The following is a 25,988-nucleotide window of genomic DNA, read 5'->3' on the forward strand; positions in this document are numbered from 1 at the left end:
ATCAGCTCGCGGCGCTGAAACGCAGGATCTCGCGGCCGTTCCCGTCGGCGATGGTCAACTTGCCGGCATCGACTTTATACGAAGCCGCCTTTGCCAGAGCCTCGAACAGCGCCTTTTCCTCCGCCATCACCTCGGGCGCGCAGGCCTTGTAGGTCGAGCCGATGTCGCTGATCGCGATCTTCTGGCCATCGAGGTTGGCGGTGGCAAAATAGCTGTTGCAAGGACCGTTGCCGCCGGCCTTGCCTGCTTCACTCACCCGGAACGTCGCTTGCGGCGCGGTGATGGCGCCGATGCCGTCGACATAATCGAGCAGCCAAAGCTGACCAAGAACGGAAGCCATGGGCTCCGTGCTTGGCGTCACCATCTTGAGCATGATGGTTTGCGGCGCATCGGTCAGCGGGTCGACTTGATGGCGCTCATCCGAGATGAACAGGAGCCTGTCGCCGACGGTGATCTTGGCCTGCAGCGCATAGGTCATCCTCTGTTGGATCCGGGACGGATCGAATGTGACCATAAAGCTGATCGGCACCTGGCCTGCCGGCGTCAGCTTCTGTTCGCCGACGATTTTGGCGGGCGCATCGGCCAACGAGACATCGGCAAGCTGGACCGAGAGCACGGCATTGGGCGGCAAGGCGATGCGCTCGCGGTAGGTCACCTCGCCTTTCAGGGCTTTTTCGGCGGCCATGGAGAGTTCCGGCACGGCAAGTATACCGACGACCAGAGGCACGAAACCGAAGACGAAGAACTCCGCTATCCTGTCCAGCATGACCATTTCCCTTCCCCGGGCTGGCCACAGCCCAGGCTGACCAACAGCGAATTGGCCAAAGGATTGCGGTCAATGCGTGGCTGAGGCCGAATTTATTCGGACGGTGGCCTCCAGCGCCCTGCCGCCTGTTCGTCTTTCTCCTTGGCCTCGACCCAACCGCCTTCGGAGCCGTCGGCGCGATGCTCCTTCTTCCAGAAGGGAGCGCGCGACTTCAGATAATCCATGAGGAAATTCGCCGCCTCGAACGCGGCTTGCCGATGCGCGGAGGCCGCCACCACCAGCACGATGTTCTCGCCTGGCCGGATCTTGCCATGACGATGGATGGCGGTGATGCCCTGCAGCGGCCAGCGCTGAACCGCTTCGGCCGCGATGCGGGCGATTTCGGCCTCTGCCATGCCCGGATAATGCTCGAGCTCAAGGGCCGAGAGCGTCCCCTGCTCGTCACGGCACAGGCCCGAGAAGGTGACCACAGCGCCGATGTCGGCGCGGCCTCGCGTCAGTCTGGCGATTTCGGCGGCGACGTCAAAATCTGGGCGCTGGACGCGCACGACAGGTACGACCGCGCCGGCCATCTCAGCCCCCGGTCATCGGCGGAAACAGCGCGATCTCGCGCGCGCCTGATATCGTCTCGCCGTGCTCGACATGTTCCTGGTTGATGGCGACGCGGATCACGTCGGGATATTGCAGCGCACGCTCGTATTCCTCGCCGCGAGACTTCAGCCAGCGCAAGAGGTCCGCGACGGTGTCGACGCCATGCGGCAAGTCCACGTCTTCGTCCGGCTTGCCTATACGCTCCCGCACCCAGGCGAAGTAGATGAGCTTCGTCATCCCTATTCGTCCATGATGTGCTTGAGGCCGGCACGGAAATAGTCATAGCCGGTGTAAAGCGTGACCAGGGCCGCGATCCACAACAGCACCAGGCCGGTCTGCGTGGTCAGCGGAAAAATCTTGTCGCCGGCCGGACCGGCGAGCAGGAAGGCGATAGCGACCATCTGGATGGTGGTCTTCCATTTGGCAAGCTGCGTCACCGGCACGGAGACCTTGAGCGCCGCCAGATATTCGCGCAGGCCCGAAACCAGGATTTCGCGACACAGGATGATGATCGCCGCCCACAGCGACCAGCCGGCAATGCCGGCATGGCGGTCGGTGTCGGCGGCGAGCAGCAGCAGGCATGTCGCGACCAACAGCTTGTCGGCAATGGGGTCGAGCATCTTGCCGATGTTAGAGGTCTGCTTCCAGGCGCGGGCGAAATAGCCGTCGAAATAATCGGTGATGGACGCCAGCAGGAAAATGATCAACGCCGACCAGCGGGCGAAGTCGCTCGACTTCAGATGTCCCTCGAGGAAAAAGCACAGCACCACCAGCGGCACCGCGATAATGCGGGCGTAGGTGAGGATGTTCGGAAGGTTGAACGCGCGCTGAGCCATATCCGGGGGAACTCTTTCTGCCTGCGTACTCAAATCAGAAGCTGATGTAGGGGGTCAACAGGCCAAAATCGATTGGCCAGCAAAAATAGGCCAATCTTGTCATCTCGCGGGCTACGCCCTTGCTTCGCCCGGGAGCTGACGGCCGCTTTCGGGCGACATGCATCAGTTCTCGTGGAAATGGTTGTAAACCAGTCTGGCCACCTGCTCGGAAATGCCGTCGACCTTTACCAGGTCCTCGATTGCCGCGCGACCGACCGCCTTGGCGGTGCCGAAATGCATCAGCAGCGCCCGCTTGCGGCTGGGGCCGATGCCGCCGATCTCGTCGAGCGGGCTCTTGACCATCTCCTTCTTGCGGCGTGCCCGGTGCGAGCCGATGGCGAAACGGTGAACCTCGTCGCGCAGGCGCTGGACAAAATAGAGCACAGGGTCGCGTACCGGCAGGGAAAACGAATCCCTGCCCTTGACGAAGAAGCGCTCGCGGCCCGCGTCGCGGTCCTGGCCCTTGGCGATGCCGATGGCCACGACCCGATCCTCGATGCCGAGATCGGCGAGGATCTTGCGCACCGCGCTCATCTGGCCCTGGCCGCCATCGATCAGGATGACGTCGGGCCAGGCAGGGAAACCGCCTGACATGTCGCCCTCATCGCTATCCGCCTCGCCTGCCGCGGCATCGTCGGGCGCCACATCGCCATGCTCCTTGAGCAATCGTGAAAAGCGCCGCTCCATCACTTCGCGCATCATGCCGAAATCGTCGCCGGGCGTGATCTCGGTCGAGCGGATATTGAATTTCCGGTACTGGTTCTTCACAAAACCTTCCGGCCCGGCGACGACCATGGCGCCGACGGCGTTGGTGCCCATGATGTGCGAATTGTCGTAGACCTCGATGCGCACCGGCGGCTTTTCGAGCCCGAAGGTCTCTGCGAAGCCGGCAAGCAACCTGGCCTGCGTCGAGGTTTCGGCCAGCCGACGGCCGAGCGCCTCGCGAGCATTTTGCAACGCGTTGTCGGTCAGGTCCTTCTTCTCGCCACGCTGCGGCACCGAGATCGATACCTTGCGGCCGGCGCGGGTCGAGAGCGCTTCGGCCAACAGTTCCTGGTCTTCGACGGCGTGCGACAGCAGAATGGCGCGCGGCGTCGGCTTGTCGTCATAGAACTGCGCCAGGAACGAGCCCAGCACCTCGGCCCCTTCCAGCGCCGGATCGGCCTTCGGGAAATAGGCGCGGTTGCCCCAGTTCTGGCCGGTGCGGAAGAAGAACACCTGGATGCAGACCTGGCCGCCCTCTTGATGAATGGCGAAGACATCGGCTTCGTCGACGGTCTGCGGATTGATGCCCTGGTGGCTCTGCACGTGCGAGAGTGCCGCCAGCCGGTCTCGATAGATGGCGGCGCGCTCGAAATCGAGGTCTTGCGAGGCCTGCTGCATGGCGGCCGAAATCTCGGTCTTCACCTTCTGGCTGCGACCGGAAAGGAAATCCTTCGCCTCGGCGACCAGTTCGGCATAGTCGCTATGCGAGATCTCGCCGGTGCACGGACCGGCGCAGCGCTTGATCTGATAGAGCAGGCAAGGCCGCGTGCGGTTCTCGTAGAAGGAGTTGGTACAACTCCTCAGAAGGAAGGCGCGCTGCAAGGAATTGATGGTGCGGCCGACCGCGCCCGCGGAAGCGAAGGGACCGAAATAATCGCCTTTGCGCGAACGCGCGCCGCGATGCTTGTAGATGCCGGGCGAGACATGGTCGCCCGTCAAGAGGATGTAGGGAAACGACTTGTCGTCGCGCATCAGCACGTTGAAACGTGGCCGCAGCCGCTTGATGAGGTTGGCCTCCAACAGCAGCGCCTCGATCTCGGTGCGGGTGACGACGAACTCCATCGTTGCGGTCTCGCGCACCATGCGGCCGATGCGGTTGGTGTGGAAGCGGCCTTGCGCGTAGTTGGTGACGCGCTTCTTCAGGCTGCGGGCCTTGCCGACATAGAGCACGTCGCCATTGGCATTCATCATGCGGTAGACCCCCGGCGCATTGGGCAGCCGCTTGACCAGCGTCTGGATCACCTCGGCGCCGACCATGCCGTCGGCATCGCCGGCATGCGGCGTCCAGTCGATGGCGGTGAAGGCGACGTCCGGGCCGGCCGGTTCGACGATCTCCTCCGCCGCCTCGTCCTCGAGGTCGATTTCGGGAGGCAGGTCGTCGGCGCCGCCACGCATCTTGTGTTTCTGCTCTGCGGGACTCATTCCGTCATGCCTGTCACATCAGGCGTGCGCCATGCAAGATGCTGGCCGCCATCAAGCGCGATCATCTGCCCGGTAACCGAGCGGGCTTCCCAGAGATAGCGGATTGTGGCGCCGAATTCCGGCAATTGCGGGCCGCGTTTCAAAATGAGACCGGCGAGCTGCGCGGCAAAGTCGCTGTCGTCCTGGTGCGCGTTCTTCAAGGTCGGGCCGGGACCGATGGCGTTGACGCGGATGCGCGGGCCGAGCGCCTGCGCCATCATCTGGGTTGCCGTCCACAAGGCGGACTTGGACAGCGCATAGGAGAAATAGCGCGGCGTCGGCCGCCAGACACGCTGGTCGATCATGTTGACGATCAGTCCCTCCTGCCCGGCTGGCAGAGCCCGGGCAAAGTTCTGCGCCAACAGCGCCGGGGTCTTCACATGAATGGCGAAGTGGCGGTCCCAGCCCTGCCAGTCGAAGTCAAGGACCGAATCGTCCTCGAACAGCGAAGCGTTGTTGACCAGCAGCGAGATCGGCCCGAGCGCGGCTTCGGCGCGGCCGATCAGGCGGCCGACCTCAGCCATGTCGGTCAGATCGGCGGCGACCACGGCGGCGTGGCCGCCGGCGCGGTTGATCCGCTGGGCAAGCGCATCCGCGTCATCGCGCGAGCGGTTGCAGTGAATGGCGACGGCAAAACCGTGGGCGGCGAGATCCTCGACAATCGCGCTACCGATCCGTTTTGCCCCGCCCGTCACCAGCGCCGCGGTGGCTTTGCTCATCTGTTGTCAATCCTCGGTTTCGGCGCGAAGGAAGGCGCCGGCAAATTATGGCCCGCCACCCGTTAAATGGCGTTCGCAGCTGCGGCAACATTGTGGCGAAACGGCCGGTTCCGCATCTCGAGCCGGCCCGCAATGAGCCGGCCTCAACACAATATAGGAGGCTGGACTCCTTGCACCAAGCGACCTGCGGTGCAGCACGGCCAATCTGCTGACATTTCGCTGTTGCGAAGATGCAACGCCAAATTTCTGCCTTATTCGCGCCGGGGAATGACCCAAGTTCAGGTTCGCTTCAGCCGTATTTCGACACGACATTTGGAACCGACGAACGCCAGATCCGTTTCACCCCCCGGACGGGTTGATGGGCGATCGTAAGAACAAGCCTGTGTCCTGTGGCTTAAGGAGTAAACAACAATGCAAGCCAATCTCAAATTCGCACGGCCCCTGGCCGTAGCGCTCGGGCTCTTCGCCCTCGGTGGAACTGCCTATGCCGCCGATGTGGTCCAGGAAGAGCCGCCGGCGCCTGCCCCGGTCGCCGAACTGCCCGTCGCGTCCTGGGCCGGCCCCTATGCCGGTCTTAATCTTGGCTATGGCTTCAGCGGCCGTACCAAGGAAAAGGATTTCGACGTTGAAACCGATACCAAGGGCTTCATCGGCAGCGTCTTCGGCGGCTATCAGTGGCAGCAGGAGAACTTCGTCTACGGCGGTGAAGCCGAACTCGGCTACAACGGCGTCAAGGGCGACGATAATGGCATCGATTCCAAGGCCGGCTTCGAAGGCTCACTGCGTGCCCGTCTCGGCTACGCTGTGACCCCGGAAATCCTGCTCTACGGCACCGGTGGTCTCGCCGGCAGGAGCCTGAAGGTGGAGGACAGCGTCCTCGGCGCCAGCGACCGCGCCACCATGATCGGCTGGACCGCCGGTCTTGGTACCGACATCAAGCTGACCGACAATGTGTTCGGCCGCGTCGAATACCGCTACACCGACTTCGGCAGCAAGGACTTCGATGGCATCGGCAAGGTCAAGGCCACCGACAACCGCGTCACCTTCGGCGTCGGTATGAAGTTCTAAGTCGTTCAAGCCACGACACGAAGAAGCCGGGCCTCGCGCCCGGCTTTTTTATTGTCGGCCGTTCACGCGGGAACGCAGGGCTTCAGGTCCGGGAATTTCTCATCGAAGCGCGCGGCCCAGCGGACCAGCCGGTTGCGGCCTTTTTCCCATTTCCCGGCGAAACGCAGCGTCAGGTACCCAAGGCAGGCGCGCAGCGCCATCTGGCCGGCGGTGATCTTCTTCGGCAGTTTCGGCGGATTGGCATTGAGCAGATCGAGCGCGGCGGTGATCTTCGCCCACTGGCGATCGAGCCAGGGCTGGTAGACCATCTCCTCGGGCCGCGTGCGGCGCTCATAGACCATCGATAGCGCACAGTCGCAGATGCCGTCCGCCAACGCTTCCAGCACTTCCGCTTCCAGCCGCTTGTCGGGATTGCGCGGAAACAGCGCGCTCTTCGACATCCGGTTGAGCTGCTGGGTGATGGCTCGGCTGTCGTGGATCGAGCGGCCGTCGTCGAGCACCAGCACGGGGATCTTGCCCAGCGGATTGGCGCCGATCAGTTCGGCCGGCTTGTCTTCGGTTTTGACAGGCGCCAGGTCGACGGCGATGCCGGCATAAAGTGCCGCCATTCGTACCTTGGAACTGTAGGGGGACGTGGAGGCGTAAAGCAGCTTCGGCATGGTCGGGTTCCTGTTGGCAGGCCGCCACTGTTGACCGGGCGCCCTTACCCGCGCAACAGCCAGAAGCGGAAAAACCAGCCGCCAGCAGCCGGCGACCACTCCTGCATGCCTTGGTCTCTTGTACGCCTTGATCCGGATGCGCCACATGTGATGACGGCAACACTCCGACAGGCCGGACAAGACCAACGATCGTTCCGCTGCCGCACAATAGCGCGCAACAAAAGCCCACCGGACTTCGCCCTGCGGCGAAGTCCTGGGAGCTGCGAAAGATATCTGGCGTCCGCCCCTCTCGTTGCGCCCCAATGCCGGAGCAGAGGGCGAGGGCCTCAGCGGCACCTGCCCTCATTTCTGCCGACACGGTCCCCGGCGCGAAGAAACGTGACTACTTCTTCGCGGCCTTCGCCGGCGCTGCTTTCTTGGCGGTGGGTGCCGCCTTCTTCACCGGTGCCGAAGACTTCGCCGCGGCGGCCTTGGCCGGAGCCTTGGCCGGAGCTGCCTTCTTCGCAGCGGGCTTGGCCGCGGCCTTGGCAGCGGGTTTCCTTGCCGGAGCGGCTTTCTTTGCCGGAGCGGCCTTCTTGGCCGGTGCAGCCTTCTTTGCGGATGCGGCGCTGGCCTTGGCGGGCGCTGCCTTCTTCGCCGCCGGTTTCGCGGCGGCCTTGGCTGCCGGCTTCTTGGCCGGTGCCGCCTTCGCCTTGGGCGCTGCCGCCTTCGGCTTGGCAGCGGGTGCTGCTTTCTTGACTGCGGTCGCGGCTTTCGCCGCTGCCGCTTTTACAGGTGCTTTCTTTGCCGGTGCCTTGGATGCCGGCGCTTTTGATGACTGCTTAGCCATGCGATGCCCCTTGCGTTATGCCGACGACCGTTAATGGCCCGGCGTGTCATGCTTATCTGACTCGCGCCTCGCTAGCCAGCGAAGCAATGATATGATTTTCTCAGCTTAAATTTTCGTTGCGATCGACACATGATCGCACTCATCGTCGCAAAAATATGGCGTGATCTTCCGATATCGCCAGAAATTTGGCACCGACATTCTCGATACGCTGCGAGAGCGCGCCTGCCATGAGACTGCAAAGATCAGGAAGCAGCTTCGCGCATCGATCTTCGGCCGCGAATATCATGAGCTGCGGCTTATAGAGAATGATCATCTTTTGCAGACGACCGGTCCCTTCGGATTACAAGTGCAATGCGATGCGCCGATCTGGAGATCACCTTGTCAAGCCTGGCTTCATCACTGAATTGACAGATTACTCTGCATGCCAGAGTATTCTGGCAAGTGCGTTCGATGTCGTTCACTAAGGCGAAGGCTTAGTACTGCCCGAGGCAGCAGAGCCATAGGGGTGACAGATCAAGGTCCGCAGCATTGGAGCCAATTGATGAGTGCCGACGACATCATCCATCAGAGTACACGGCTCAGGATCATGGCCGCCCTGAACACGCTGGAAAGACGCGAGGCGCTGGAGTTCACGCAGCTGAAGGCCATGATCGAAACCACCGACGGAAATCTCGGCGCGCATCTCGATACGCTGGCCAAAGCGGGCTACGTCGATGTTGAAAAGCTTTTCATCGGGCGGCGGCCGCGGACACGGATCAGAGCAACGACGATCGGGCGCCGCGCTTTTCGCGGTCACATCGCCTTTCTTCGAAAGATCATCGGCGAAGCCGAAGCGACGCGGGGCAGGAAGTAGCACTGCGATCGCGCAAGCGTTGTCGGCGCGAAATGCCGGCACACATTTTCGTCACGGCTGATATCCGAGGCAGATGGCACCGAGCGCGACGATTGCGCAGGCGCCGACCCGCCGCGGTGTCAGCGTCTCACCGAGAAACAGGCGTCCGATGAAGACCGCGAAGACGACGCTGGTCTCGCGGATCGCGGTGATGGGGCCGGCCGGTCCCAAGGCGAAAGCCGCCACCACCAGACCGTAAGCTAAAAGCGCAAACACGCCGCCGCCGAGCGCCTTCCAGGTTTCCGGCGCCTGCGGATCGACGGCCAACCGGCCGCGGCAGACGACGAACGCCGCGGGCAGCAACAAGCCGTAGATCAGCAGGACCCAGGCAGTGTACGCGCCAGCATTGCCCGCCGCGCGAACGCCGATCGCGTCGACGGTCGCATAGGCGGCAATGATTGCTCCCGTTGCGAGCGCATAGAGGATCGATTTGGCGGTGGCTCGTCCTCGACCAATTGAAAGACCCATGATTCCACCCCCAACGAGGGCGACACCTACCGTCTCTGGAATGGTGAGCCGCTGGCCAGCGAGCAGAAATCCACCGAGCGTGACCAGCAATGGCACGCTGCCGCGCACGATCGGATAGACCTGCCCCAGATCGCCATGTCTGTAAGCGGCCACAAGAAACATGCTGTAGCTGACCTGAAGACAGGCTGAGAACAAGACATAGGGCCAGGCCGGCGCGGCCGGAAGAGCATGGAAAATCACGAAGGGAATGGCGAGGGCCGTGCTGGAGAAGCTCATGACAGTGACGGTCCACAACCTGTCAGTTCCCGTTCGCAGGAAAGCGTTCCAACTTGCGTGCAGGAGCGCCGCAAAGAGCGCGAGCCCGACGACCAGCGGGCTCATTGCGGCTTGCGCGAAGTGGCGATGATGCCCAGGGCCGCCTTGCGGGCGGCGCGGATGGCTATATCCGCCTGTCCCATCTGCGCCATCAGGGTGGCACCTTCGATCAGCATCAGCAGTGCCGCTGCCACGCTCCCGGCCCGCCCGCGCGGCATTACCTCCGAAAGGATTGCTTGCATACGCTGCCTGAGGCCGTTCTTCTGCCTGGCGGCAGCTTTGAACACCGGATGTTGGGGGTCGCCGAACTCAGCCAGCGCATGAGCAAACAGACAACCGTGGAAATCCGGGCTGTGGAACCAGCGCTCGTGCCAGTCGAGGATTTTTCCGATTTTCTGCTCCGGCGTGGTGCACTCCCGGGCCAAGCGATCGAGCTGACACTCAAAACGCCTGGCGCGATGATCGAGCACTTCGACGATCAACTCGTCCTTGCTCGGGAAATGGCGATACATCGTCATCTTGGCCACATCGGCCTCGGCGATGATCCGGTCTATCCCAGTGGCATGAAAGCCGGCGCGCTTGAACAGCGCATAGGCCGTTTCGACGACATGCTGGCGTTTGTCGGAGACAGGCGATGATGCCACAGTGATCACCAGGTGATGAGACAGGTCTGTCTCATCACGATGCGATCGATTCCGTCTTCTGTCAAGACAACACAAAGGCGCCCGCGGCTGGGAGCCGCAGGCGCTAACGAAATCGAGACTGGAAACCGCCTGCTAGCGCAGGATGCGGCAGCGGCCGTTGTAGACCATCCAGCGGTCGAAGCCCGAGACGCAGAATTCGACATTGTCGCCGATCGAGGCAAAGCCCTGGCCTTCCTCGATCAGGTACCAGATGGCGCGGTCGCGGCCATCCGAGAGGGCGACCGTGGCGCCGCAATAGCGACGGCCGATCGGCCATTCCTCGCTGGCCGGCAAGTAGCGATTCTGGTGGATGCGGTGGAAATCGGTGATCGCGACATCCGGCAGGTGCGGCACGTGCCGCACCTGGTAGGAGAAGCGGCTGGTGATCTTGTTCAGCACCCAGGCTTCGCCGCAAATGCCGCTGTCCTCGTCAGAATAGACGGCAAGATCGGCGGCTTGCGCCGCCTGGGTGAAGCCAAGCGATGTGCCAAACGGCGTGCAGAGCGAGATCAGGGCGGCAAGGGCGGAGCGGGCGAAGCGAGTCATGGCAGCCTCTCAAGGTCGATTGCGTGCACTGTGCGGGATTCGCCGGGCGGCGGTCAAGCGATTGCATTGACAATGGTTTCCAGGGTGTGGCCGCCAGCTTTGGCCACCGGCCATCAGCCGAGGCGCGCCGCCAGCAGCAGCCCGCCGATAACGGCGATGTTGACCAGGAAGGCGGACCTCAGCACCTGCCTTTCCGGCCCGTGATGGCGCCAGAAAGGCAGGACGAGCAGGTTCGCCGCCACCGTGAACAGGATGAGCGCGCCGGCGGCATAGGGCACCACGATGCCGATGGCGAGGCAGAAGCCGGCCGCCACCTCCAGCACCGAGCCGGCGGCGAGCAGGAAGGCCGGAGCCGGAAGCCGCCGCGCCGCCAGGTCTTCGCAGATCGCCCTGAACCTGACGAAATGCTCGACCCCGGCCCAAAGGAAAACGCCGCCGATCAGCAGCAGGCCGAACGCCGATGCGATATCGGTGACCATGGCCAGGCTCCGCCCGCCTCAGTCTTCGGGAACCAAGGCAGGATTGTAGACGACCTCCCAGAGATGGTCGTCAGGATCCTGGAAGTAACCGGCATAGCCGCCCCAGAAAGTCTTCTGGGCCGGCTTGACCAGGTGCGCGCCGGCTTTGATCGCCTCAGCCATCACCGCATCGACCTCGGTCTCGCTTGCCACATTATGGCCGAGGGTGAGCTCGGTCGGGCTGCGGCCGCTCTGGCCGATGCCCGCATCATGGGCGATGCCTGCATCGTGTGCTATGCTGCTGCGCTCGAAGATGGCGAACTTCAATCCGCCATGCAATGTGAAGAAGGCGACGGCGCCGTGCTCGAACTCGCGGCCGATGATCCCTTCGCTCGGAAGCCCCAGCCCGGTGCGATAGAATTCGAGCGATGCTTCCAGGTTGTCGACGCCAAGCGTGATGACACTTATTCGGGCTTTCATATCGATTCTCCTTTCAAGGGTCAGCGTTGTTTCGCCGCCGGGCGGGGAGCGGGTATGACTGGTCCGCGCAACCATCCCCGACAGGCTGCGTTTGATTTGCCATGGCGGAGGCGCCGCGAATTGAAGATTTCGGCCAAAATGCCGACGCTGGGGCCAAATTGGAAAGCCGACGAAGGCGGATGAATGGAAGCGGTACCGGCACAGACCACCGGCTTTTTCCGTGAACGCCCCGCGCATCCGCGGCTGGGCGGCGCGTTCGCTTCGGTATGGGTCCACTCCATGCAGGAAAAGGACGCGCCACCCGTCATCATCACGCCGGATGCGACGATCGACCTGCAATGGATCGACGGCCGGTTCCGCATCGCCGGCCCGGACAAGGAGCCGCAGGTCGAGGCGCTGCCCTCCGGCGCCCTGGTCATCGGCTTCCGCTTCCGACCAGGTGCCGCCGCGGCCTGGCTGGGCATGCCGGCGAGCGAGATCGTCGGACAGCGGCTCGACCTGAATGAGTTATGGGGTGCCAGGGCACGCCAGCTCGCGGGCCATGTCCGTGCAAATCCCGATCTCGCTGTCCTGGTGAAATCCCTGGAGAACGCCGTCGGCCAATCCGGCGACGGGCATGAGGTCCTCGATCCGGTGATGCATCACGCTTATGACGCCATTAACCGCGGCCTGCCGGCCGGCGCGCCTCTGGTGCCCTTTCTGCTTCGCGCGCTGCACCTGAGCGAGAGGACCTTGCGCCGCCGCTTCGAAGAGAGTTTCGGCTACGGGCCGAAGACGCTCGACCGCATCCTGCGCTTTCATCGCTTCCGTCGCCTGCAACGGGTGTCCGGCGATGTCTCGACCGCGGTGCTGGCGGCGGAAGCCGGCTATTCGGACCAGGCTCATCTCATCCGCGAAAGCCGGCGGCTGTCGGGCATAACGCCCTCGGCATTGGCGCACGGCATATCGCGGAATCGGAGCGGAGCCGGGCCGGCCGCAGAACCGCTTTAACTGTTTGTCGCGGCGCATCTGCAAGGACGCCGCCTGCAACCGGCATTCCGCCGCCGCCGCTATTCCCCTGCCAGCCAGTTCAGCGTCCAGTGCGCCGGCTTTTCCAAGACCAGCAATTTGTGCAGGGCCGGCAGGAGAATGCGCAATTCACCTTCCAGTGTGAAGGGCGGATTGGCCACGACCAGGCCGCTGCCGTCGAGGCTGGGCTCTTGCGAAGCGGGCCGGATTTCGAATTCGATGTCGAGCAGTTTCGGAACGCCGGTTTCCTTCAGTGCCTTGCGGAAGCCAATCACCGCCTTGCGGTCCTTGATCGGATACCACAGCGCATAGATGCCGCCCGGCCAGCGCTTGTGCGCCTTCGCCAGCCCGTCGACGAGGCGGCCGAACTCGCCCTCTTCCTCGAATGGCGGATCGATCAGCACCAGCCCGCGCTTTTCCTTCGGCGGCAGGTGCGCGCCGAGCGCCAGCCAGCCGTCGAGCTCGATCACCCTTGTCTGGAAATCGCCGGCGAATTCCGTCTTCAGCTTCGCGACATCCTTCGGGTGCAGTTCGATCGCCGACAGCCGGTCCTGCTTGCGCAGAAGGTGCCGCGCGACCAGCGGCGAGCCCGGGTATTTTTTCAATTGACCGTCTGCGTTGCACGCACGCACCGCGTCGAGATAGGGCGCGAGCAGCATTGCGGCCTGGGCTTCGGGCGCAGCATCGACCAGTCGGCCGATGCCGCCTTGCCATTCGCCGGTCTTCTGCGCCTCGAGCGAGGACAGATCGTAGCGGCCGATGCCGGCATGGGTGTCGATGACGCGAAAGGCCTTGTCCTTCTGCTTCAGATATTCGAGCAGCCGCGTCAGCACGACGTGCTTGACGACGTCGGCAAAATTTCCGGCGTGATAGGCGTGGCGATAGTTCATGTGGCGCCCCTGCCCCAGCGTGGCGGCGGTGGCTGTGAATTCGGATTTTGCGGCCGGCCGCCGGCAGAACGCAAGGACATCAGGAAGCCGATCAGGCCGATCGCCATCAGCGCGAAGCCAACCGGTCGCGCACGGCTGTCGGTCTCGCCGACACCGGAGCGCAAGACAAGATCGACCGCGCGTATCGGAATGTCCTCGGCGTCGCCGGGACCGACGGTGAAGACATAGGGGCCGGGGCCGACGGTCCCGATCACGCCGGCCTCATCGCGGAAGATCTTGTCGGGCAGTTGCGGGCTCGCCTGACGCGGATTGTCGGAATGATTGAACTGAAGCGTCGAGGCAAGCACCGTGCGACCGCCGGTGGCGGCTGTCAGCGTCAGCACCGTGCGCTGCTGCGAAACGATGCGCTCGGCCCTCGCGGTCAAGTCGACCAGCACCCTTACCGGCGCGTCGCGCGCGGCAAGCGGCACGGTGACTTGCTTGAAGCGGCCGCCATCATAGACCCGCCAGCTGCCGATCTGGTGACCGGAGAAATTGGTCATCGCCCATGGATAGATGGCGCTGACGCCGATGCCGGCGAGCAGGATCAACAGGAACAGAAAGCGCATTCAGGGAATCACCTTGTAATCGGGCGTTGCCGGACAATCAGCCTGCATTGGCCCTGTCGCGCAGGCGCTCCATTTCGTCCAATAGCATGTCGAGGCCGAGTTCGAACGTCTTGTCGAAACCGCCGGTGCCGAAATAGGTCCCGGCCGCCATGACACTGGGGAAATCCTTCGCCAGTTGCTCGTCGTCGACGGTGGTCACCGCCGACGGGCCCTTGGCGTAGCCCGCGGTCTCGTCGAGGATTGCGCCCATGAGATAATAGCTGGCGGTGCGAAACAGCCTGGCACTGAGTTCCGGGCCGAAACCGCCAGCCTCGAACAGGCCGATGACGCCGTTCAGCATGGCCAGACAAGGCGGCGAATTCATCCGGTAGACGACAAGGAATGGTGCGAAGGCCGGGTGCTCCCTCGCAACACGGCGGAACTCATGCATGACCATCCTAATCCTGTCGCGCCAGGGCATGCTGTCGTCGGGGATAACCATCCCGCTGACCTGGCGATCGACCAACGCCTCGTAGAGGTGCGCTTGTGAGGGGAAGTGATGATAAATGCTCATCGCCTCGCAGCCGAGCACGGCGGCGAGCTTGCGCATCGAAAAACCGGAAAGACCCTCCTTCTCGATCACCTCGAAAGCGGCATCCTCGATCATCTCGCGGGACAGCCGTGCGCGTGCTCGCTTTTTTTTGATCGATGAGTCCATGGCCGCGCTTGACAACTTACAGCGTAAGGTTCATTTTTCATTTCACCTTACACAGTAAGGCTAACAAAGACCAGAGGAGGAAAACATGTCACACCATCGCATTGCCAAATCCGTGCATTCTTCCTTCCATCGTGCGTTGGCTCTAACCGCCGTGGCCTGCGTCCTCGCCGCGGCCCCTGCCTATGCCGATGACTACGATGCAACCATAAAGGACATCCAGTCGACCATGGGCGGCGTGCCGAGCTTTGTGAAGCAACTTCCCAAAGCGGGTCTGCCCGGCGCCTGGGCCGAGGTCAAGGCCATCGAACTCAGCGACAAGACGGCGCTGCCGCCAAAAGTAAAGTCATTGATTTCGCTGGCGGTGGCGGCGCAGATCCCGTGCAACTACTGCATCTGGTCGGACACGCAAGACGCCAAGCGCGCCGGCGCTACCGATGAGGAAATCCAGGAGGCGGTGGCGATGGCGGCGCTGACCCGCCATTGGAGCACCATCTTCAATGGCATGCAGGTCGATTTCGACACGTTCAAGAAGGAAATGGGCGGGCAATGAAACGACGCTGCGGTGGTCCGCGCCTGCGGGCCACCGCGGACCTGCCGTCATCCGGCAGCGCCGTCATCTTCGCCTTCGATTGTCATCCCGCGGGAAATGCCGCATTGAAAGTGCAATCGCAAGCATGGACGAGGCCGCAAATGGCGCCGGTCAAGGTCGACCCCGACAAGGTGCACGAATTCGAGGACGCCGAGAGCTTTTATACCTGGCTCGGCGAGCATCATGACAGGGAAACCGAGGTGTGGATCAAAATCCACAAGACCGGCTCGGGACTGAGGTCGATCTCGCCGAAGGAAGCGATCGACGTCGTGCTGTGCTGGGGCTGGATCGACGCGGTGCGCAAGGGGCTCGACGACAAGAGCTTCCTGCAGCGCTACACGCGGAGGACGAAGAAAAGCATCTGGAGCCAGATCAACATCGACAATGTCGCCCGGCTGATCGACGACGGCCGGATGACGCGGCATGGGCTGGCCGAGGTCGAGGCCGCCAAGGCCGATGGGCGCTGGGCGCGCGCCTATGCCAGTGGCAAGGACATGAAAATTCCCGATGACCTGCAGGCCGCGATCGACGCCGAGCCAGAGGCTCGGCAAATGCTCGAAAAACTCAGCGCGCAAAACCGCTTCGCGCTCGCCTTCCGTATCCACAACATGAAGACCGAAGCCGGGCGCAGGAAGAAGATCGAGACCTTTGTCGAGATGCTCAAGCGCGGCGAGACGATCCATCCGCAGGGGAAGAAGTAAGGCTGTTCATGTAACGAGCCGACAGGTTTCTTCCGGTTCAATGATCGCGATCCGCATTTACCATTCCGCCAACGGCCTCGCGCCATTTATATACAATCAGATCAGGAGCAATGCCCATCATTCGATCCCCGAATGCATCTGAAAGGCGCGCGTCGGATTGCCGTCAAAGCCAACCGCAAGTATACATGGGTTGGGGGACGATTTTATGAGCAACTCTCTTTGGAAGTTTATTTCTTCAATTCTGGGCGGCTTTCGTACTGCACGTGATCGGTCTGACGGCCGACGCAGCAACACAGGCGCGGCCCGAGCAACCGGCCTGGTCAGGTCGGCATGGCCTCGCGATCTCCAGCTTTTCTTTATCGAACCGTCGGGCAAGGATGTCGCGGAAGCGCTTGACGGCTGGACGTGGATCGGCCTGGACGGCCTGGAGCCGGCGGCCGTTTCAGCCTTTGGCGACATCTTCTTCCGCGCCGCTGATGGCTCGGTCCATCATCTCGACATGATCGAGGGGCGATTGTCCCCGATTTCCGCGAGTTGGGCGGAGTTTGCAGCACAGATGGAGGACGCCGGTCGCCGAGACGATCTGGTGTTGGCTGGTCTGGTGATCGCGGCGCGAAAAAGGGGAATGATCCTTGGCGCTGGCGAATGTTATGACTTTAAACAGCCGCCCGTGATTGGTGGTGAAATGAGCGTTGGGCAGATGGAAAAAACCTTCTTCGTCGTGAAGGTGCACATTGCGGGGCAAATTCACCGTCAGGTGAAGGATCTCCCGCCCGGCACGAAAATCAACAAGGTGACGATCAGCGACCGCTGACATCCCTCAAGCCTTGCGCTCCCAGCGGCGATCGGGCGTCTGCTGCCAGTAGGTCACCGCGTGGCCGGCGTCTTTCATCGTCTTCCAGTGCCTGCGGGCGGCCTCGACCTGGGCGGCATCGTGGCCGTCGAACAGGAATACGGCGCGCTCGTAGCCGCCAAGGTCCGGCGGCGCCGCTCCGTCCACCAGGAAACGTATCTGCGCCACGTTCGGGTTGACTTCGGCCGTGGTCAAAAGGATCGGCTGCTCGGCAGGATGGGCTTCGCGGTCGGTGGCGTGCGCGAGGAAAGAATCGTCACGGAACGTCCACAGATGCTGGTCGAGCGCGTCGCGCCTCTCCTCGGTGCCGGTCTGCACCACGGCGCGCCAGCCGCGATCGACGCTGCGCTCAAGAAGGCCGGGTAGCGCATCCTCCAGCGTCGATTCGGTCAGGTGATAAAACAGCACGTCGGCCATGGGTCCCGATCAGTTCTCGTAGTGGTCGCGCACGAGCCGGTCGAGCAGCCGCACGCCAAAGCCGGAACCCCAGGACTGGTTGATTTCGTTCGACAGCGCCCCCATGGCGGTGCCTGCGATGTCGAGATGCGCCCAGGGCGTGTCCTTGACGAAGCGCTGCAGGAACTGCGCGGCGATGATGGCGCCGCCATAGCGGCCGCCGATGTTCTTCATGTCGGCATTCTTGGAATCGATCAGCTTGTCGTATTCGGGACCGAGCGGCATGCGCCACAGCCGCTCCTGCGTCGACTGCCCGGCTGTCGCCAGGCGTTCCGCCAGTTCGTCATTGTTGGAGAACAGGCCGGCGTAGTGCTGGCCGAGCGCGACCATGATCGCGCCGGTCAACGTCGCCAGGTTGACCATGAACTTCGGCTGGAAGCGGTCATTGCAGTACCAGAGCGCATCGGCCAGCACGAGGCGCCCTTCCGCATCCGTGTTGAGCACCTCGATGGTCTGGCCCGACATCGAGGTAACGATGTCGCCGGGACGCTGCGCGTGGCCGTCGACGGCGTTTTCCACCAGCCCGATGATGCCGACGACATTGGCCTTCGCCTTGCGGGCGGCGAGCGCATGCATCAGTCCGGTCACCGCCGCGGCGCCACCCATGTCGCCCTTCATGTCCTCCATGCCGGATGCCGGTTTCATCGAATTGCCGCCGGTGTCGAAGGTGACGCCCTTGCCGATGAAGGCGACCGGGCTGTCCTTGGCCTTGCCGCCGTTCCACTGCATGACGGCCATGCGGGCGCCGCGCGGCGAGCCTTGCGCGACGCCGAGCAGCGACCCCATGCCGAGTTTCTTCATTTCCTTCTCAGCCAGGATCTCGACCTTGACGCCGAGGGCCTCCAGTTCCTTGGCGCGGGCGGCAAACTCGACCGGTCCCAGGACGTTTGCCGGCTCGTTGACGAGGTCACGCGCCAAAAGCACGCCGTCGATCACCGCCTCGGTCTCGGCGAAGGCCTTCTTCGCACCCGCCGGATCGGCGGTGTGGATGGTTATCTTGGCCGGCTTTTTCGGCTCGGCCTTGTCGCCTTCGCCATCGTCCTTGTCTTTCCTGGTCTTGTACTTGTCGAAGGAATAGCTGCGCAGAAGAATACCGGCGGCAAGGCTGGCCGCCTGCGCACCGCTTGACGAGGCGCCGACCACGTCGAGCACCACCGCCACGTCAGTCGCCTTGCGCAGCGACCCCGCGATGGTGCCTCCAAGCTTCGTCCAGGCGTATTCGTCGAGTCCCGATACCTTGCCGGCGCCGACCGCGACCAGCCTGTCGAGCGAGCTTGCCTGCGGCGTCAGCACTTCCACCACGCTGGCAAACTTGGCCGTGAATTCGGCCACCGGGAAGGCCCGTTCCAGCGTCTTGCCAGGATCATACGCCGCGGCGGTTTCGCTCAGGCCGCCATCATCCGTCGCCAGCACGAAGACCGTCCCCTTCCTGTTCGCGGCGGTCTGCGGCGCGGCGAATTTTGCGAAGGCGATCGAGGGTTTCTGGTTCATCATGTCCTGCTTTCGGGGAATGCGCGGCTCGCGCGAAGCGGTTGGAAGCGATCCGCGACATTTGGTCGTTTTCCGGCATTTGGCAAGACTTTGCCAAACGGGCTCCCCATATGGCACATGAATCGATGGCGATTCGTCGCGGCACGGCTCCGCTTTTTGGCCGCAACCTGTTGTTAACCATCGATGTTCGCCCTTTCTTATCCAATCCCGCCGACACTCCGCCCCAACGTGGCGCGCGATATGGGACGGGAACCGGATCGTCTGCCTGACAGAGCCCGACGCAGCCAGTTGTGCGGGCGTCGCCGGACGGCTACCCTTATCCGGTGGCATGATGCCGTTCGAGAAAATTGAGAAAAGCCTTCATGAAGGTCGTTGAACGCTACATCATGCGCCGCGCTTTCGTGGTCTTTATTGCAGCGCTGGCCTGGACGCTGGCCATTGTCTGGACCACGCAAGTACTGGCCAAGATCGACCTCGTCACCGACAGCGGCCAGTCGGCGCTGACCTTCTTCGAGGTCGCGGCCCTCATTCTTCCCTCGATCATTCCGATCGTGGTGCCCTTCGCGCTCGTGGTGGCGGTTGCCCAGACGCTCAGCGTCATGAATTCGGATTCGGAGCTCGCCGTCGTCAACGCAGCGGGCGCCTCGCGCTGGACCATCGTGCGGCCGATCATGATTCTCGCGGCCGCGGCCAGCGTCTTTTCCTTCGCCGTCGACAACGGCATCGACCCCTATGCGCGCCAGAAGAACCGGATGCTGGTGGCGGAGTCACGCGCGGATCTTCTGTCGCTGATCATCCAGGAAGGCACATTCCGCAAGATCGATGACGGGCTGTTCCTGCAGATAGGCGAGCGGCTCCCCGACAACCGGCTGGGCGGCATCTTCGTCGCGGATTCGCGCGAGGAAGGGGTCAACCTCGTCTATTATGCCAAGACCGGCAGCATCGTCGAACGCGGCGGCGAAAAGGTGCTGATGATGAATGACGGCGTCATCCATCGAAAGACGCTGACCGGCGACCTCTCGGTCATCCGCTTCACCTCCTATGCCTTCGACATGTCGGCCTTCATGGCGGCAGCGTCGGAGGTGACGCTGATGCCAAAAGACCAGACGACCCAGTACCTGCTCAACCCGAGTGCCAATGACAAGGTCTATCAGCAGCGCCCGAACGAATACCGGGCGGAGGTCGACCAGCGGTTCTCGGAATGGCTCTATTCGATGGTCTTCGCGCTGATCGCACTCGCGGTCGCCGGAGACGCACGCTCGCATCGCGAGGCGCGCGTCAATCCGCTGATCACGGCCATCGCGATATCGCTGTTCGTGCGCTGGCTGGGTTTCTTCGCCGCCGGCAAGGCCGGCGAGGTCCCGCAATATGCGTATATGGTCTACGGCGTGCCGATCGTGTCGTCGGCGGTGGCAATCTGGTTCATCGCCTCCAACCGGACGATGGAACTGCCAGTGGCCTGGGCAGATTGGCTGACGAATCTCGCCAGCCGGATGGCTGACGCCTGGAATGCCGTCAAGCTGCGCCTGTCCCGGCGCAGCGCCTCGGGCCAGGGGGTCAGCTGATGGGCTGGACGCTGGGACGCTATTTCTTCTTCCGCTATGTCACCATCACCGTGTGGTTCTTCATCGGCCTGCTTGCGCTGGTGTTCCTGATCGATTTCACCGAGCTTTCCGGCCGCACGACCGGCCTGCCCGGCTTTACCTACGGAACGGCGGTGGCCATTTCCGGGCTCAGGATGCCGATGATCATGCTGCAGACCGTGCCGTTTGTCGGTCTCTTCTCGGCGATGGCGACGCTGGTCTCGCTCAACCGCAGGTATGAACTGGTCATAGCGCGCTCGGCCGGCGTTTCGGCCTGGCAGTTCCTTCTGCCGTGCTGCATCGGAGCGCTGTTGTTCGGCGTCCTGTCGGTCGGTCTCATCAACCCGCTCGCCGCGCACGCCTTTTCCTGGTCCGAACAGATCGAAACGCAGTTGCGCTCGGGCAAGTCGAACACGGTGTCGGCCGACGCCGCGCCCTGGATCCGGCAGAAAACCAGCTCCGGAGACACCATCATCGGAGCCCGCGCCATCCTCAACCAGGGCCTGGAGATGGCTGACGCGGTCTTTTTCATCCTCGACCCGCAAGGCGATATCGTCGAGCGCAAGGATGCCGCGCGCGCCTACCTGCGGGACGGCTACTGGGAATTGCAGGACGTCAAGACCTTCAAGAACGGCACCATCCAGCCTGCGGCAAACGATCGCGTGCCGACCAATCTGAAGCCCGAATTCGTGCAGGAGCGGCTGGCGCGCCCGGAGACCATTCCATTCTACGACCTGCCGGGAAAAATCGAGGTTGCCCGTTCCTTCGGCCTCAAGGCAAATGCCTTTGCCATGCAGTTCGATTCGCTGGTGGCGTTGCCGTTCCTGCTCGTCGCCATGACGCTGATTGCGGCAACAGTTTCAATGCGATTTGCGAGGATGGGGCAATCGGCAACGATGATTCTGGGTGGCGTCGTTGCCGGGTTTCTGCTTTATGTCGTTTCGGTGCTGGTGAAGGCATTCGGCGTGGCGGGGTTCGTGCCGACTGTCGTAGCTGCCTGGGTGCCGGTCGTGGTAGCTATGTTCTTCGGGGTGACTTTCCTGCTATACAAGGAAGACGGCTAGTGAGGGAGGCCTTTTTGCCCAGTAACAGGCAGGCCGGTTTGGCGCGCCTCTATGCGGCGACCGCCTTGGCATGCCTGTTTGCATGCGCGGTTCCGCTGCCTGCGTTGGCGCAGGATGTCGGAGAGATGGCGACCAAGGTGCCGTCCGGCTCGCAGATGCTGCTGGCGGCCGATACGCTGGTCTACAACAACGACAACCAGACCGTGACCGCCGTCGGCGGCGTCCAGATCGACTATGGCGGCAACCGACTTGTCGCGCAGAAGGTCGAGTACAACCGCAACACCAAGCGCATGGTCGCAAGCGGCAATGTCGAGGTGATCAACAGCGACGGCACCAAGATCAATTCGGATCATATCGACATCACCGACGACTTCGCCGACGGTTTCGTCAACGCGCTCCGGGTCGAAACCATCGACAAGGCCTATTTCGCCGCCGAAAGCGCCGAACGCATGGGCGGCGTGCTGACCACCTTCCACAATGGCGTCTACACTGCCTGCGAACCGTGCGAGGACAAGCCCGACAAGGCGCCGACCTGGCGCGTGAAGGCCAGGAAGATCATCTGGAACGGCGAGAAAAAGACGGTCCGTTTCGAGAACGCGAATTTCGAATTCTTCGGCTTCCCGCTCGCCTACCTGCCGGCGTTCGAGATCGCCGACCCGACGGTGAAGCGCAAGAGCGGCTTCCTGATCCCCGGCATCGTCTTCAAAAGCGATCTGGGCGTGGGGGTGAAGGTCCCTTATTATTTCGCGCTCTCGCCGACTTACGACCTGACCGTCACCGGCACCGGCTTTACCAAGCAGGGCTTTCTCGGTGAGGCTGAATGGCGCCAGCGCTTCAACAATGGCGAATACAGCCTGAAGATCGCGGGCATTCAGCAGCGGGATCCCGATGCCTTCATCGATGCCGCCGGCCGCAATGTCGATTCGGGCGAGGCGGGCGATCCGAACAAATTCCGCGGCATGATGGGCACACAGGGCCAGTTCGCCATCAATGCGCGCTGGAATTTCGGCTGGGACGTGCTGCTGCAGACCGACAAGAATTTCTCGAACACCTACGCCATCGACAAATACAACGGGTCCGTTCACCAGTCGTCGGTTTACCTGACGGGGCTTGACGGCCGTAATTATTTCGACCTGCGCGCCATGCATTTCGAGGTGCAGGAAGACACGCTCGACAGCAACATCGCTGCGCGAAGCGGCCAGCAGCCCTGGGTGCTGCCCTCGCTCGACTATGCCTACATTCCGGATACGTCGGTCGCAGGCGGCCAGTTGTCGTTCAACGTCAATTCGCGGGTTATCCGGCGCGATGACCTCGACGAGACCTATTTCACCCCCTACTTCCCCCCTTCAGGCACCCAACGTGTGCGCGGCATCGAGGGCGAATCCGGCCGTCTCACCGCCCAAGCCGAGTGGAAGCGGTCATTTGTCACCGATGACGGGTTGGTGCTGACACCCTTGCTGGCGCTGCAGGGCGACGTCGACTATGTCAACGCGTCATCAGCATCACTCGCAGCCGTCAACCAGATGGCGACGAATTTGGGCGAGCAGGATGATATGCGCTCGTCTTTCGCCCGCTATATGGCAACCGCCGGACTCGAGATGAGCTGGCCGCTGCTGTTTTCCATGGCCAGCGGCTCCAGTCATGTGTTCGAGCCGATGGCGCAGGTGTTCCTGCGCCCGAACGAACAATATGTCGGCGGCCTCGCCGTGCCGAACGAAGACGCCCAGAGCATGGTCTTCGACGCGAGCACCCTGTTCGAGCGCGACAAGTTCTCCGGCTATGACCGCATCGAAGGCGGCTCGCGCGCCAATGTCGGCCTGCGCTATTCCGGCTCCTACATCAACGGCTGGGGCACCAATGCCATCTTCGGCCAGTCCTACCAGATCGGCGGCGAGAATTCCTTCGACGCGCCGGACCTGGTCAATGTCGGCGCCTATTCGGGCCTCGAAAACACCAAGTCGGACTATGTCGGCCTGTTTGGCGTCAGCAGCCCGAACGGGTTCGCCGCCTCGGTCAGCGGCCGTTTCGACGAGCAGAGCTTCGAGGTTCGCCGCGCCGAGGTAAAGGCCGCCTATTCCGGCCTGCCGGTGTCGCTGAGCGCCAAATACGCCTTCATCCAGGCTCAGCCGCTCTATGGCTTCACCACCGACCGCCACGAGGTCACGCTCGGCGCGTCCACGCATCTTGCCGAGAACTGGCGCGTGTTCGGGACGGGAACCTATGACCTGGAGGAAACCCTGCTGGTCAAGGACGGGGTTGGTTTCGCCTACAATGATTCCTGCTTCACCTATCTGATGACGTACTCGCAGTCGCGCGACCTGCACACCAGGGAGGTGACGCAGAGCGTCGGCTTCAACCTGTCGTTCCGCACCCTCGGCGATTTCGGATCGTCGAGCAGCGCCTTCGACACCACCCAGTAGCCGCGACATCGTTTCGCCGCATAGGGCTGGCAGGGACTTCACAAACCCCGAAGAAGGATGAAGTTGGGCGGACCGGGACAGAATTGGGATGTTTGCGATGAGGAAATACCTCTTTTCAGCAGGGTTGGCGCTGCTTGTGGCGGCGACATCCGTGTCGATGACCGTCATCACGCCGCCGGCTTTCGCCAGCGAGATCAAGTACGTCGTCAACGACATACCGATCACCAGCGGCGACATCGCGCATCGCGCCGCCTTCCTCAAGCTTCAGCGCAAGAAGGGTGACGCCGGCCAGGAAATGATCGATCAGACCTTGCGCATGGCCGAAGCCAGACGGCTTGGGATCCGCATCAGCGACGCGCAGGTCGAGGCCGCGTACCAGCGCTTTGCCTCGAGCAACAAGATGCAGCTCAGCCAGCTCGACGGCGTCATGGAAAAGTCCGGCGTCAGCAAGGGCCATTTCAAGGAGTTCATCCGCGCCCAGATGGCCTGGAATCAGGCCTTGAGCGCGCGGTACCGTTCCGGCGAAGGCGGCAGCGTGACCGAACAGGACGCGGTCAGGCGCATGCTCGACAAGGGCGGCTCCAAGCCGAGCGCCACTGAATACATGCTACAGCAGGTCATCTTCGTCGTGCCGGCGGCCGAACGCAGCGCGACGCTGGGCAAGCGCAAGCGCGAAGCAGACGCCATGCGTGCCCGCTTCAACGGCTGCAACACGACGCGGCAGTTCGCCAAGGGCCTGATCGACGTCACGGTTCGCGATCTCGGCCGGGTGCTGGCGCCGCAACTGCCGCCGGACTGGGCCGAGCAGATCAAGGCCACCAAGGTTGGCGGCGCCACGCCTACCCGCCAAACGGAGCGCGGTGTCGAGTTCATCGGCATCTGTTCGTCGCGCGAGGTGTCCGACGACAAGGTCGCCCAGATGGTGTTCCAGAGCGAAGGCTCCAACGACAAGGCGGCCGACGATCTCAGCAAGAAATATGTCGACGAGCTGAAGGCAAAAGCCCGCATCGTCAAGCGCTGAGGTGGACAGGGCGATGCGCGCGCTGGCGTTGAGCGTCGGCGATCCATCCGGCATCGGGCCGGAAATCGCGATTGCCGCGTTTCTGGCGCGTACAGCCGCAGCCCTTCCGCCCTTCTATCTCCTCGCCGATCCCGCGCTGATCGCCTCACGGGCGCGCCGCATCGGCGTTTCGCTGCCTATCGAGGAAACGACGCCAGCGCAGGCGACCGAGGTCTTTGGTCGCGCACTGCCGGTCGTTACGCTGTCTGCCGGCTTCATCGACAGCCCCGGCCAGCCTGATCCGGCCAATGCGGCGGGCATCATCGAAGCGATCGATCGGGCGGTGGCCGCGAGCCTCGCCGGCGACGCCGCGGCCGTCGTCACCTGCCCGATCGCCAAGAAGCCGCTCTACGACGCCGGCTTCCGCTTTCCCGGCCATACCGAATATCTGGCGCATCTGGCGGCGCGGCACAGCGGCGTGGAAGCGATGCCGGTGATGATGCTGGCAGGCCCCGACCTGCGCACCGTTCCCGTCACCATTCACATCGCGCTGGCCGAAGTGCCGAAGGCGCTGACCACCGACCTGATCCTCGCCACGACGCGGGTCACCGCCGCCGACCTCAGGGACCGCTTTGGCATCGCCAACCCACGGCTCGCCATCGCCGGCCTCAACCCGCATGCGGGCGAGGATGGCGCCATGGGCCTGGAGGACCAGCGCATCATCCGACCGGCGATCGAGATCCTGCGAGCCGAAGGCATCGACGCGTTCGGGCCATTGCCCGCGGATACCTTGTTCCATTCCCGGGCCCGGGCCGGCTACGACGTGGCGCTGTGCATGTATCACGACCAAGCGCTGATACCGGCCAAGGCGCTCGCCTTCGATGAAGCGGTCAATGTCACGCTCGGCCTGCCCTTCATCCGCACCTCGCCCGACCACGGCACCGCCTTCGATATCGCCGGCAAGGGCATCGCCCGGCCCGACAGCCTGATGGCGGCGCTGCGGCTTGCACGGCAGCTGGCCGACGCCGGCGCCAAATTCGTCACGCAATGAGG

At 63.0% G+C, this 25,988-nt stretch carries 29 protein-coding genes; 11 read left to right on the forward strand and 18 right to left on the reverse strand.

The window, feature by feature from the left end:
* Position 1: 1 nt before the first annotated feature.
* The 6 genes from FJ964_RS04565 to FJ964_RS04590 all read right to left on the reverse strand — a co-directional run bounded on the left by FJ964_RS04565 (position 2) and on the right by FJ964_RS04590 (position 5,177).
* Positions 2-766: a YbaY family lipoprotein gene (locus FJ964_RS04565; protein ID WP_140549258.1), complete on the reverse strand. Its 765-nt coding sequence runs from the start codon at positions 764-766 to the stop codon at positions 2-4.
* A gap of 92 nt (positions 767-858) precedes the next feature.
* Complete coding sequence (locus FJ964_RS04570; RefSeq protein ID WP_140549259.1) at positions 859-1,338, reverse strand: molybdenum cofactor biosynthesis protein MoaE; 480 nt, start codon at positions 1,336-1,338, stop codon at positions 859-861.
* Between the two features lies 1 nt (position 1,339).
* The gene (gene moaD, locus FJ964_RS04575) at positions 1,340-1,594 is read right to left on the reverse strand and encodes a molybdopterin converting factor subunit 1 (protein WP_140549260.1); all 255 of its coding nucleotides are present in this window, start codon (positions 1,592-1,594) and stop codon (positions 1,340-1,342) included.
* A gap of 2 nt (positions 1,595-1,596) precedes the next feature.
* Entirely contained in the window at positions 1,597-2,193 is a 597-nt protein-coding gene (gene pgsA / locus FJ964_RS04580; RefSeq protein ID WP_140494400.1) for a CDP-diacylglycerol--glycerol-3-phosphate 3-phosphatidyltransferase, read from the reverse strand.
* Positions 2,194-2,355: 162 nt separating this feature from the next.
* The gene (uvrC, locus tag FJ964_RS04585; RefSeq protein ID WP_140549261.1) at positions 2,356-4,419 is read right to left on the reverse strand and encodes an excinuclease ABC subunit UvrC; all 2,064 of its coding nucleotides are present in this window, start codon (positions 4,417-4,419) and stop codon (positions 2,356-2,358) included.
* Entirely contained in the window at positions 4,416-5,177 is a 762-nt protein-coding gene (locus tag FJ964_RS04590; protein ID WP_140549262.1) for an SDR family oxidoreductase, read from the reverse strand. The genes uvrC and FJ964_RS04590 overlap by 4 nt, the downstream gene beginning before the upstream one ends.
* Positions 5,178-5,588: 411 nt before the next feature.
* Between FJ964_RS04590 and FJ964_RS04595 the strand changes: the two genes are divergently transcribed.
* Positions 5,589-6,245, forward strand: a complete 657-nt coding sequence (locus tag FJ964_RS04595; protein ID WP_140494406.1) for an outer membrane protein — start codon at positions 5,589-5,591, stop codon at positions 6,243-6,245.
* Positions 6,246-6,307: 62 nt separating this feature from the next.
* On the opposite strand, the gene FJ964_RS04600 is transcribed toward FJ964_RS04595, so the two are convergent.
* Together FJ964_RS04600 and FJ964_RS04605 are read right to left on the reverse strand one after the other, a co-directional pair.
* Positions 6,308-6,904 carry a glutathione S-transferase family protein gene (locus FJ964_RS04600; protein ID WP_140549263.1) on the reverse strand — a complete coding sequence of 199 codons (597 nt, stop codon included), beginning with the start codon at positions 6,902-6,904 and terminating at the stop codon, positions 6,308-6,310.
* 382 nt (positions 6,905-7,286) lie between these two features.
* The gene (locus FJ964_RS04605) at positions 7,287-7,733 is read right to left on the reverse strand and encodes a histone (protein ID WP_140549264.1); all 447 of its coding nucleotides are present in this window, start codon (positions 7,731-7,733) and stop codon (positions 7,287-7,289) included.
* Positions 7,734-8,274: 541 nt separating this feature from the next.
* Between FJ964_RS04605 and FJ964_RS04610 the strand changes: the two genes are divergently transcribed.
* Entirely contained in the window at positions 8,275-8,586 is a 312-nt protein-coding gene (locus tag FJ964_RS04610; protein WP_140549265.1) for a transcriptional regulator, read from the forward strand.
* Positions 8,587-8,637: 51 nt separating this feature from the next.
* Here FJ964_RS04610 and FJ964_RS04615 read toward each other — a convergent pair whose 3' ends face one another.
* The 5 genes from FJ964_RS04615 to FJ964_RS04635 all read right to left on the reverse strand — a co-directional run bounded on the left by FJ964_RS04615 (position 8,638) and on the right by FJ964_RS04635 (position 11,575).
* Positions 8,638-9,474, reverse strand: a complete 837-nt coding sequence (locus FJ964_RS04615; RefSeq protein ID WP_140549266.1) for a DMT family transporter — start codon at positions 9,472-9,474, stop codon at positions 8,638-8,640.
* The gene (locus tag FJ964_RS04620) at positions 9,471-10,052 is read right to left on the reverse strand and encodes a TetR/AcrR family transcriptional regulator (protein WP_140549397.1); all 582 of its coding nucleotides are present in this window, start codon (positions 10,050-10,052) and stop codon (positions 9,471-9,473) included. The genes FJ964_RS04615 and FJ964_RS04620 overlap by 4 nt, the downstream gene beginning before the upstream one ends.
* A 132-nt stretch (positions 10,053-10,184) precedes the next feature.
* Positions 10,185-10,637: a hypothetical protein gene (locus FJ964_RS04625; RefSeq protein ID WP_140549267.1), complete on the reverse strand. Its 453-nt coding sequence runs from the start codon at positions 10,635-10,637 to the stop codon at positions 10,185-10,187.
* Positions 10,638-10,750: 113 nt separating this feature from the next.
* The gene (locus FJ964_RS04630; RefSeq protein WP_140549268.1) at positions 10,751-11,116 is read right to left on the reverse strand and encodes a DoxX family protein; all 366 of its coding nucleotides are present in this window, start codon (positions 11,114-11,116) and stop codon (positions 10,751-10,753) included.
* A gap of 18 nt (positions 11,117-11,134) precedes the next feature.
* On the reverse strand, positions 11,135-11,575 hold the full coding sequence (locus tag FJ964_RS04635; RefSeq protein WP_140549269.1) for a VOC family protein: 441 nt from the start codon (positions 11,573-11,575) through the stop codon (positions 11,135-11,137).
* A gap of 183 nt (positions 11,576-11,758) precedes the next feature.
* On the opposite strand from FJ964_RS04635, the gene FJ964_RS04640 reads away from it, so the two are divergent.
* The gene (locus FJ964_RS04640; protein ID WP_140549270.1) at positions 11,759-12,565 is read left to right on the forward strand and encodes an AraC family transcriptional regulator; all 807 of its coding nucleotides are present in this window, start codon (positions 11,759-11,761) and stop codon (positions 12,563-12,565) included.
* Between the two features lie 59 nt (positions 12,566-12,624).
* Here the strand turns inward: FJ964_RS04640 and FJ964_RS04645 are convergent, their stop codons facing one another.
* The 3 genes from FJ964_RS04645 to FJ964_RS04655 are packed head-to-tail and all read right to left on the reverse strand — an operon-like array spanning position 12,625 to position 14,778.
* A complete protein-coding gene (locus tag FJ964_RS04645; RefSeq protein WP_140549271.1) occupies positions 12,625-13,473 on the reverse strand; it encodes a 23S rRNA (adenine(2030)-N(6))-methyltransferase RlmJ in 849 nt (282 codons plus the stop codon).
* Positions 13,470-14,081, reverse strand: coding sequence for a hypothetical protein (locus FJ964_RS04650; RefSeq protein WP_140549272.1), 612 nt, complete (start codon positions 14,079-14,081; stop codon positions 13,470-13,472). The genes FJ964_RS04645 and FJ964_RS04650 overlap by 4 nt, the downstream gene beginning before the upstream one ends.
* A gap of 37 nt (positions 14,082-14,118) precedes the next feature.
* Positions 14,119-14,778, reverse strand: coding sequence for a TetR/AcrR family transcriptional regulator (locus FJ964_RS04655; RefSeq protein WP_140549273.1), 660 nt, complete (start codon positions 14,776-14,778; stop codon positions 14,119-14,121).
* Between the two features lie 85 nt (positions 14,779-14,863).
* Here FJ964_RS04655 and FJ964_RS04660 point away from each other — a divergent pair, with 85 nt between their 5' ends.
* The 3 genes from FJ964_RS04660 to FJ964_RS04670 all read left to right on the forward strand — a co-directional run bounded on the left by FJ964_RS04660 (position 14,864) and on the right by FJ964_RS04670 (position 16,882).
* Positions 14,864-15,328 (forward strand): carboxymuconolactone decarboxylase family protein, encoded by a 465-nt coding sequence (locus FJ964_RS04660; protein WP_140549274.1) that lies wholly within the window; start codon positions 14,864-14,866, stop codon positions 15,326-15,328.
* A gap of 140 nt (positions 15,329-15,468) precedes the next feature.
* Positions 15,469-16,068, forward strand: a complete 600-nt coding sequence (locus FJ964_RS04665) for a YdeI/OmpD-associated family protein (RefSeq protein WP_140549398.1) — start codon at positions 15,469-15,471, stop codon at positions 16,066-16,068.
* Between the two features lie 205 nt (positions 16,069-16,273).
* Positions 16,274-16,882 (forward strand): T6SS immunity protein Tdi1 domain-containing protein, encoded by a 609-nt coding sequence (locus tag FJ964_RS04670; protein WP_140549275.1) that lies wholly within the window; start codon positions 16,274-16,276, stop codon positions 16,880-16,882.
* 6 nt (positions 16,883-16,888) lie between these two features.
* On the opposite strand, the gene FJ964_RS04675 is transcribed toward FJ964_RS04670, so the two are convergent.
* Positions 16,889-17,338: a DNA polymerase III subunit chi gene (locus FJ964_RS04675; RefSeq protein WP_140549276.1), complete on the reverse strand. Its 450-nt coding sequence runs from the start codon at positions 17,336-17,338 to the stop codon at positions 16,889-16,891.
* A 9-nt stretch (positions 17,339-17,347) separates the two neighbouring features.
* Positions 17,348-18,868, reverse strand: coding sequence for a leucyl aminopeptidase (locus FJ964_RS04680; protein ID WP_140549277.1), 1,521 nt, complete (start codon positions 18,866-18,868; stop codon positions 17,348-17,350).
* Between the two features lie 362 nt (positions 18,869-19,230).
* Between FJ964_RS04680 and lptF the strand changes: the two genes are divergently transcribed.
* From lptF to pdxA, 5 genes are all read left to right on the forward strand, one after another.
* On the forward strand, positions 19,231-20,433 hold the full coding sequence (gene lptF / locus FJ964_RS04685) for an LPS export ABC transporter permease LptF (protein ID WP_140549278.1): 1,203 nt from the start codon (positions 19,231-19,233) through the stop codon (positions 20,431-20,433).
* Entirely contained in the window at positions 20,430-21,515 is a 1,086-nt protein-coding gene (lptG, locus tag FJ964_RS04690) for an LPS export ABC transporter permease LptG (protein WP_181172376.1), read from the forward strand. The genes lptF and lptG overlap by 4 nt, the downstream gene beginning before the upstream one ends.
* Positions 21,515-23,935, forward strand: a complete 2,421-nt coding sequence (locus FJ964_RS04695; protein ID WP_181172356.1) for an LPS-assembly protein LptD — start codon at positions 21,515-21,517, stop codon at positions 23,933-23,935. Before lptG ends, FJ964_RS04695 begins: the two co-directional genes overlap by 1 nt.
* A gap of 88 nt (positions 23,936-24,023) precedes the next feature.
* Positions 24,024-24,956 (forward strand): peptidylprolyl isomerase, encoded by a 933-nt coding sequence (locus FJ964_RS04700; RefSeq protein WP_181172357.1) that lies wholly within the window; start codon positions 24,024-24,026, stop codon positions 24,954-24,956.
* Between the two features lie 13 nt (positions 24,957-24,969).
* A complete protein-coding gene (gene pdxA, locus FJ964_RS04705) occupies positions 24,970-25,986 on the forward strand; it encodes a 4-hydroxythreonine-4-phosphate dehydrogenase PdxA (protein WP_181172358.1) in 1,017 nt (338 codons plus the stop codon).
* Positions 25,987-25,988 lie beyond the last annotated feature (2 nt).

The sequence above is a fragment of the Mesorhizobium sp. B2-3-2 genome, from assembly GCF_006442295.1.
Lineage (GTDB): Bacteria > Pseudomonadota > Alphaproteobacteria > Rhizobiales > Rhizobiaceae > Mesorhizobium.